The following is a 9,010-nucleotide window of genomic DNA, read 5'->3' as shown; positions in this document are numbered from 1 at the left end:
CCCGCCCACCCTCCAGGCCGTGTGAGAATTGCGTCCGCTCGCTCCGGTGCAGAGCGTTGGCGGGTGAAGACCCCTGATGCCAATGCGCGCCTGCGCCGCTACCAAACGAAGCGTGACTTCCACCTGACGCCCGAGCCCGCCCCCGACGCGGAGGCTCCTCTGTCGGACGCGCCTGTCTTCGTCATCCACAAGCATGACGCCACGCGGTTGCACTACGACCTGCGGCTGGAGATTGGCGGCGTGCTGGTGAGCTGGGCCATTCCGAAGGGTCCCAGCTTCGACCCGTCGCAGAAGCGGCTCGCGGTGCAGACCGAGGACCACCCGCGCTCCTACGCGGACTTCGAGGGCCACATCCCGGATGACCAGTACGGCGGCGGGGATTCGCTGCTGTGGGAGTCCGGCACCTTCGAGACGGTGCCCCCGAACCAGGCCACCGCCCAGCTGGCGCGCGGACACCTGGAGGTGGTGCTGCACGGCGCGAAGCTCCAGGGCCGCTGGCACCTCATCCGCACCCGCCCGCGCGGCGGCAAGGCGCAGTGGCTGTTCTTCAAGGCGAAGGACGACTTCGCGCGGCCGGACTACGACGTCACCGCGGAGCGCCCGGAGTCCGTGAAGAGCGGCCAGGTGGCGACGCAGGGACCGCGCAAGCCCGGCGTGCTCCGCCCGAAGCCCCTGGTGGTGAAGGCGGCCCCGAAGAGGCCGCGCAAGGCGCCCGCGAACCCGCGGCAACTGCTGGAGCGGGTGTGGCCGCCCATGCTGGCGCGGCTGGCGGTGCCCGACGAGGTGCACGACGACACGCACGACTACGAGGTGAAGTACGACGGCTTCCGCGCGGTGTTCGCCCTCACGCACGACAAGTTCGTGTTCCAGAGCCGGCGGGGCAATGACCTGTCGGGACGCTTCGCCCGACTCACCGCCTCCCTGCGCGAATTGCCCGCGTCCGACGTGGTGGTGGACGGGGAGATCGTGGCGCTCGACGCGAAGGGGCGCTCGCGCTTCCAGCTGCTCCAGAACACGGAGGAGGGTGCGGAGCAGCGCTTCATCGTGTTCGACGTGCTGTGGCTGAACGGCGAGGACCTGCGGGCCCTGCCCTACGAGGAGCGCCGCGCGCGGCTGGAGGATCTGATGGCCGCCGTGGAGCTGCCCGTGCAGTTGTCGGAGCGGTTGGACCTGCCGCTGTCGCGCGCGCTGCCGGAGGCGCGCCGCCGGGGCTGGGAGGGCATCATCGCCAAGCGCAGGGGCGCGCCCTACACGGGCACGCGCTCCGGGGACTGGCTGAAGCTGAAGGTCGTCGCCGGCCAGGAGGTCGTCATCCTGGGCTACCTGCCCATCAAGAACGCACGGGCGAAGTCGGAGATTGGCGCGCTGCGCGTGGGGGTGCGGGGCAAGGAGGGCTTCCACGACGTGGGCAAGGTGGGCACCGGCTACACCTCCAGGGACCGGCAGGAGCTGCGCTGGCTGCTGGACGCCACGCGCGCGAAGAAGCCGACCGCCGTGGATGCGCCCGCGCACCCGGACACCGTCTGGGTGAAGCCGAAGTACGTAGCCCAGGTGCAGTTCACGGAGTGGACGAGGGACGGCCGCCTGCGCCATCCCGTGTTCCAGGGCCTGCGCAGCGACAAGGTCCCCGAGGACGTCGTGCGTGAATCTCCCGCCCCCACCGAGGGCGCACGCGCCCGGAAGGGCACGCGGCGCGCCCCCGTCCAGGCCTCCGCCCGCACCGCGACGCATGCGGCCGCGCGGCAGGCCGCGAAGAAGACGACGACAGGCTCCAAGACGACAGGCTCCAAGAAGCCCGCGACGAAGACCACGACGAAGGTCTCGAAGCTGTCCGCGACGCGCGACGCGGAGGTGGTGCTCACGCACGGCGACCGCGTGCTGTTCCCCAAGAGCGGCCTCACGAAGGAGGACGTGTTCGGGTACTACCGCGAGGTCGCGCCGCTCCTGGTGCCCGTGCTCACGGACCGCCCCCTGGCGCACCAGCAGTGGCCCGCGGGCATCGCGGCCCCGGGCTTCTTCCGCCATGAGATGTCCGGCATCCCCGCGTGGATGCCCACGCTGACCGTGCGCCACGAGGACAAGACGCTGCGACACGTGAACGTGAAGGACGCGTCCGTGCTGCTGTGGCTGGCCAACCAGTCCGCGTTCACGCTGCACATGTGGGTCAGCCACGCGCCCCGGCTGGCGCAGCCGGACTTCGTGGTGTTCGACCTGGACCCCGGCACCGGCGGTTGGAAGGACGTGGTGAAGGTGGCCAAACGCCTGCACGCCCGCCTGGATGCGCTGGGCCTGAAGTCCTTCCCGAAGACGTCCGGCAAGCGCGGCCTGCACGTGCTGGTGCCCCTGGCGCCGGGCCACACCTACGCACGGACGCAGGCGTTCGCGAACGCGCGCGCCGTGGAGCTGGAGGAGGCCCTGGGCGACATCGCCACCACGGAGCGCTCCATCGACCAGCGTGGCGGCCGGCTCTACCTGGACGCGGGGCAGAACGCGCGCGGCAAGACGGTGGTGGCGCCCTACTCCCTGCGCGCCGTGGAGGGCGCGCCGTTCTCCGCGCCGCTCGACTGGAGCGAAGTGAATGGCCGGTTGGATCCGCACCGCTTCCGCCTGGAGACGCTGAAGAAGCGCCTGGACGCCGTGGGGGACCTGTTCGCGCCCGTGCTGCGCACGAAACAGACGCTGCCGAAGGAGTAGGCGAGCCGGCTGACGCGCCGCGCTCTCAACGGAGGTTCGCCAAAGCAGCTCGGCGCGTGCTACTGCCCGCGCCGCCATGTCGTCCGTCATCACAGTGAGCCCCCCCGCGAAGTCCGCGCCGCGGTGGAAGATTGCCGTCGCCTACGCCATCTGCTTCCTCACCTGGGGGTCCACCTGGACCGTCGTGAAGGTGGGGCTCCAGGACCTGCCGCCCCTGCGCTTCGTGGGCCTGCGCATGCTCATCGCCGGGGTGGCGCTCCTGCCCTTCGCCCGCTCGCGCGGCACGGTGCTGGGCGGGGGCACCGGGTGGCGCATCGCGGGGCTGGGCGTGGTCCAGCTCGCGGTGCCCTTCGCGCTGCTCTTCGTGGCGCAGCAGTGGATTCCCTCCAGCTGGTCCGCGCTGCTCTTCTCCACCTTCCCCGTCTGGCTGCTGCTGGTGGGCCGCGTGCTGCTGCCGGATCAACCGCTGACCGGGACCAAGCTCTTCGCGGCGTTCCTGGGACTGGCGGGCGTGGTGGCGCTCCAGCACCAGGAGCTGGTGTCGCTGAGCCTGTCCCGGCAGGTGGTGCTGGGGTGCGTGATGACGCTGGGCGCGGCGTCGGTGGTGGCGGTGGCCAACGTGCTGGTGCGCCAGCACCTGACGCACGTGCCGCCGCACCTGCTCACGCTGGTGCAGACGCTGAGCAGCGCGGTGCTGCTGCTGGGCGCCTCCACGCTCCTGGAGTGGGACCAACCGACGCACTGGACGCCCCGGGCCGTGGGCTCGCTGCTGTACCTGGCGCTGGGCGGAACGGTCATCACCTACCAGTGCCTGTACTGGCTCTTGCCGCGCATCTCGCTGGCGGCCCTGGGCGCCATGGCGCTGCTGGACACGCTGGTGGCGGTGACGATGGGCGTGGCGCTGCTGGGCGAGCCGCTCACGCCGTCGCTCCTGGCGGGCGGCGTGCTCATCCTCACCGCGGCGGCCATCGCCAACCGCGAGCCTCCGGAGGCGAAGCCGCCTCCGGAAGCCCCCCGCTAGAAGTCCAGCGGCAGGGAGAACGCGGTGCCGTTCTGCGTGCCGGTGCGGTAGCTCCTCGGCGCGCCGAGGACCATGTGCGGCGGCGTGGCGCCAGCGCCCGGGACGACGGAGAGCGACTGGCCGAGCGAGCCGCGCTCGCTGCCGTCCCCCACCACCGTCATGAAGGGCGACAGCGCCCCCTGAGACTTCGGGCCGCCGGCGAAGAGGAACGCCGCGCCACTGCCGTCCGACGCCACCGACGCGCCCGGCGCGCCCACCCACAGGTCCGGCACGCCGTCGCCGGTCAGGTCCTTGCCGCCCCAGAGCGACGTGCCGAAGCCCACCGCACGCGAGCGGTACGTCACCGTCAGCGGCGTCAGCGTGCCGCCCAGCGCGGGCGCCAGCGCCTCACCGGACGCGGGCCGGAGCGCGTTGATCTTCGCCACCTCGTAGAGCAGCACCGCCGGCTGCGTCACGCCCTCCACCGGGAAGGTGCCGGCCGTCACCGCGATGAAGTCCCGCGTGTCGCCCAGGAAGCGGCCCGCGCGCGTGGTGGCCACGCCCAGGTTGTACATGTTGAGCTGCACCTCGCCGTCACCCGCGATGCGCACCATGGACGCCGTCGTCCGCCCACCGCACCGCGCGCCGCCCGGGTCGTAGCCGTACAGCACCACGACGCCGGAGCGCGAGCCATCCGAGTAGCGCCACGACACCTCGTCGCAGCCATCCGCGTTCAGGTCACCCAGCGTCGCGGCCGCGGTGGTCTGCTGCGCGGAGGTGGGCCAGGAGTAGAGGGGGTCGCAGGCCAGGGTCAGCTTCGCGAGCGAGGCGTCCTCCGGCACGCGGCCCAGGAACAGGTCGAAGCCGCGGTCGCGCAGCACCGCCAGGTCCTCCCTGTTGTCGCCGTTGAAGTCGAAGCCGCCCACCACGCCCCGGCCGATGCCGGCGCGCTTGCACCGGGCCGCCGCCGGGTCGTCGCAACCTTCAATCACCGACGGCGCGAACACGCGATAGGCCTGCTTGAAGCCGCCACCCTTCTGGCCCAGCGAGACCAGCAGGCCGCCCTGCGACTGCGAGTTCGCGCCCATGCACGCGTTCTGCACGTAGACGTCCCGCTCCACGGCCGCGGACGTCGTGCCGGGGATGACGAGCCCCGTGGCGCTCGCCACCATGTCCGTCAGCGCGTCGCCGTTGAAGTCCGTGAAGGCCACGTCCACGCCCACGTTGCGGCCCACCACCCACGGCGCGCTCGCGCCCTCCGCGGCCACCGTGGCCTGGGCGGGCTGCGCCGTGTCGAAGGTGTACGCGCGGCCCACGTTGAGGTCGGCCCCGTCGTTGTTGGGGCCCGGGCCGGAGAAGCCCTGCGCGCCCACCAGCGCCACCGTGCGGCCGTCCAGCCGGGCCACCGCCACCGACTCACCGAAGCGCTCCACGCTGGGCTTCGTCGTCACCTCCACGCCGCTGCGCGTCCACTCGGCCAGCGTGCCGCCCGCCTTCTGGAAGAGGTCCACGCGGCCCGTGAAGGCGCCCTGCGGAGAAGAGGCCCGTCCGGAGAAGCCCGCCAGCACCGGGCCCGCCGGCAGCGGCCACGCCGCGAGCCCCGCGCCCAGCATCTCCGACTTCGCCGCGCCGCCCAGCGCCACGGACGGCTTGTTGAGCACGGCGCCCTTCGACAGCGTCGCCAGCGGGAACACCAGCACCTTGCCCGCGTTGCCCAGCTGGGACGCGCCCGAGCCCGCCGTCGCGTTGGGCGCGCCCAGGAGCAGCTCCGGCCCCGGCGTGCCATCCACGTCCATCACCGCCCAGCTGCGGGCCGCGGAGATGCCGCGCGCGTCGCCGTAGAAGCGCGCGAAGGCCTCCGCCACCGGCACCTTCACCGGCTTCTCCGCCGCTTCACCCGTGGGCTTGTTCGCGCGCAGGTCGAACAGGAAGGCGCCGCCCGTGTCCTGCTGGGCCGCGACCCCGCCCGACGTGCGCAGGTCCGGCGAGTCCACCCGGTCCGACATCACCACCAGCAGCGGGGGCCGGGAGCCCTCGCCCGGGAGGGTGCCCAGCCGCCACGTGCCCTCGCCGTTCGCGTCGCCCGGGTTGGACGGCATCACGTAGAGGTCCGCGGTGGCGTGGAAGCGCGGCTCCGTGTTGCGCGCGAAGTACACCGCCACGCCCATCTGCTGCGTTTCAATGCTGCCGTCGGCCCGGTAGCGGGACAGCCGGATGAGCGACGCCAGGTCCGCGCGGCCGTCGTCGTTGAGGTCCGCCACCACGAGGGCGCGGCCCAACTCCGTGTTGCTGCGCAGCACGAGCGTGCCGTCCTGCTTGAGGTCCTGTCCGCCCAGCCGCACCACCGGCAGGTCCGGGACGGGCTGGCCCTTGGTGAGGATGAAGATGTCCACCACGCCGCGCCGGCTGATGTTGGGAATGGAGGACAGGTCCCCTCCGGGCGAGCCCACGAACAGGTCCAGGTCCCCGTCCCCATCCGCGTCCGCGATGGCCATGCCGGCGCCGAAGCCGCCCCGGCCCAGGCCGGTGAGCGCCGGCCGCAGCAGCGCGGGCGGCTGCCCCGCCTTGAAGGTGTAGAGGTACACGGCGCCCGAGTCGCCGATGGTCACGTCCGCGCCCGGCGACGACACCGCCAGGTCCGCGCGGCCGTCGCCGTCCAGGTCGCCCGCGGCCAGCATGTCGCCGAAGAGCGCGCCTTCCGTCTCACCCGCCAGCACCCACGTGGGCTTCGTGGGCAGCCCGGACGCGCTGCCCTTGTAGACGAACACCGCGCCGCCGGAGGGCCGCGACAGTTCGCTCTCGCGCTGTCCCACCGCGAGGTCCTGGATGCCGTCCCCGTCGAAGTCCGCGGTGACCATCATGGCCACGTCGGACAGCCTGCCGTGGGCCAGCAGGGGCCGCGAAAGTTCGTCCAGCACGCGCACGCCCACCGTGGCCACGTCGCCGGTGAAGGCGTCCTTCGCCTCCAGGGAGATGAGCCCGGCCGCGCCCGCCGGCACCACGATGCGCCCGTTCGTCACCGTGCCGGGGCCGGACTTCTTCGTCCACACCACGCGGTCCGTGCCGCCCGCCGTGCCCAGCGGCGCGGACGTGCCCGACGGCACGCCCAGGTACCGCGGGTCACCCACCAGCTTCGCGGCCGTGCTCACGGTGTACTGGAGCACTGCTGTATCGCCGGACTTCGCGTCGCGCACGGTGAGGACGTCCAGCGCTTCCTTCTGGCCCGCCGTGTAGACGCCCCCTTCCGTGAGCGTGCCGCCGGAGCCGTTGGTGGTGAGCGTGTAGGACGGCGTGCCCACCAGCCCCTCGATGAGGATCTGGAAGGTCGTGCCCGGCCGCAGCATCGCCTTCGAGGGATAGGCACCGAAGCCCGCGATCACCTTCACGCGCGTGGTCGCGGAGCCGCCGCACTGCTCGTCCACCACCACCAGCGTGTCCTCGGCCGGCGTCGCGCCGCCGACGAAGCGGTCGCCGCGCACCTCACCGGAGGAGCCACCCGCCTCCGTCCGGAAGCTGTAGTGGCCGCTGCCGCCGGTGGCCGCCAGCGTGGCCACGCCACCCGAGCGCACCGTCGTCGGCTCCACCGTCACCGACAGGGGCGCCAGGCCTTCACAGGGGCCCACGTAGGGCAGCACCACGGCGGGCTCCTGCCCGCCCCCACACGCCAGGGTCAGGAGCGCGAACAGGGGGGTCGCGCGGGTGAAACGCTTCATGGAGAGGGCCTCGGGGAGCGCCCCTTCCGGGAGGAGAGGGGCGCCTTCAACGGGAGGACTGCGGCGACTTCAAGGTCAGGGCAGCGCGCCAGATGCGGCCCAGCGCTGGATGAGGGCAATGCCCTGCGGATCCAACGGGCCGTCCGCGGGCATGCGCAGGTCGCGCACCGCCGCGGTGATGAGCTGGGCGTTGGACTTCCACAGGTCATACGTGTTCAGCGGCCGGCCGGGGCTGGTGGTGTGGCACTTGGCGCACCGGGCCTCGTGGATGGGCCGGATGTCGCGCGCGAAGCCGGGCGTGCTGGTGAGCGGCTGGTACTTGAAGGATACCGCGCGGCGCGCCTCCGTGCCGTCCTCGAAGCGGGACACCACGGCCAGCGTGTGCGCCCCCGGCGCCAGCGTGGCGAGCGAGTACGGCTTGAGCGTGGACTCATCCGCCTCCAGGCCGCCCAGGCTGTACACGGGCCCCGTCGCGGCGAACTCCGGCTCCGCGTCCACCTGGAACGCCACGCTCTTGGGCGCGGTCCCCGGCGGCAGCGTGGCCTGGAGCGCCAGGCCGTCCTCCACCACCAGCATGCCCTGGTGCAGCCCCGTCACCCGCGGCACCGCGCCCTTGCTGACCGACAGCGCCTGCCCGTTCACGTCCACCCACGCGCTGCCCGCCTCGTCCACGGCCAGCAGCGTCGGCGTCCCGGAGGGCAGCCCCTCCGCCACGCCCCAGACCTTCGCGTCCGCGTCGTAGGTGTAGAGCTGCTCTCCCGCGCGGGCCCAGAGAAAGCGCCCCGCGCCCAGGAGCTGCTGGGGCCGGGACGGCAGGTCCACCGTGCTCCAGCCCTCCGTGTTCCGGCGCAGCACGCGGGTGCTGGTGAGCAGCCACACCTCGCCCGCGGTGCCGGTGCCGGCGGACAGGCCCGCGAGCGACACCAGCGTCTCACCGCCGCTCAGGGGCGCGTCCGAGCCGCGCACCTGGTAGACGCCCGGCGCGGACGCCACGACGACGTTGAGCTTGCCGTCGCGCGCGAACCAGAGGCCCGGCAGGCCGTCCTCCGCGGGCGCCGCCGTCATCGTGGTGATGCCGGTGAGGGGCTGGCCCGACAGCTTCAGCGACGCGAGCGTGCCGCCCTGCATCTGGTACAGGCCCGTGGGGTGCGCGAGCCACGCCGCGCCATCCGCCGTCTGCGCGGTGGCGATGATGCCGGTGCCCAGCACCTCCTGCCACAGCGGTTCGATGAGCCAGCCCTTGTCCGCGAGGAACAGGCCGCTGTCCGTCTCCACCAGGGCGCTGTGCGGCCCCAGGCGGAAGGTCGCGCTCACGCTGCCCAGCGTGGCCTTGTTCTGCGGGTGGGCGGACAGCGCCGCCTTCGTGCCATCCAGCCGCAGCCGCACGGCGCCGCCCGTGGGGGTGGCGAAGATGCCGCCGCCGGACTGGTCCGCGAAGCCCTGGGCCTGGGCCAGCCCCTGGGAGCTGGGGACCTGGGTGGCCTTGAACGGCGCGGGCTTCGCCGGGTCGCTGCCCGGAGGAGCGCCGTCACCGCACGCGCCGGACAGCAGCGCGGCGCAGAGCATCAGCGAGGGGGGGAGGAAACGCGCCACGGCGGGGGAG

At 73.0% G+C, this 9,010-nt stretch carries 4 protein-coding genes; 2 read left to right on the top strand and 2 right to left on the bottom strand.

Features of this window, described 5'->3' with window-relative positions; all coding sequences use genetic code 11:
• Positions 1-63 precede the first annotated feature (63 nt).
• Together ligD and D7X12_RS35610 are read left to right on the top strand one after the other, a co-directional pair.
• Complete coding sequence (gene ligD, locus D7X12_RS35615; protein ID WP_120629662.1) at positions 64-2,694, top strand: DNA ligase D; 2,631 nt, start codon at positions 64-66, stop codon at positions 2,692-2,694.
• 76 nt (positions 2,695-2,770) lie between these two features.
• On the top strand, positions 2,771-3,715 hold the full coding sequence (locus tag D7X12_RS35610; protein WP_120629661.1) for a DMT family transporter: 945 nt from the start codon (positions 2,771-2,773) through the stop codon (positions 3,713-3,715).
• On the opposite strand, the gene D7X12_RS35605 is transcribed toward D7X12_RS35610, so the two are convergent.
• Both D7X12_RS35605 and D7X12_RS35600 read right to left on the bottom strand, forming a co-directional pair.
• Positions 3,712-7,407 carry a VCBS repeat-containing protein gene (locus D7X12_RS35605; protein WP_120629660.1) on the bottom strand — a complete coding sequence of 1,232 codons (3,696 nt, stop codon included), beginning with the start codon at positions 7,405-7,407 and terminating at the stop codon, positions 3,712-3,714. The two genes, D7X12_RS35610 and D7X12_RS35605, sit on opposite strands and share 4 nt — an antisense overlap.
• A 75-nt stretch (positions 7,408-7,482) precedes the next feature.
• The coding region (locus D7X12_RS35600; RefSeq protein WP_244224977.1) for a hypothetical protein at positions 7,483-9,010 on the bottom strand (1,528 nt) is incomplete at its 5' end.

Origin of the sequence: Corallococcus sicarius, from assembly GCF_003611735.1 — a bacterium.
Lineage (GTDB): Bacteria > Myxococcota > Myxococcia > Myxococcales > Myxococcaceae > Corallococcus > Corallococcus sicarius.
The sequence above is the reverse complement of the archived record's forward strand: the minus strand, read 5'-3'. Positions and strand labels throughout refer to the sequence as shown.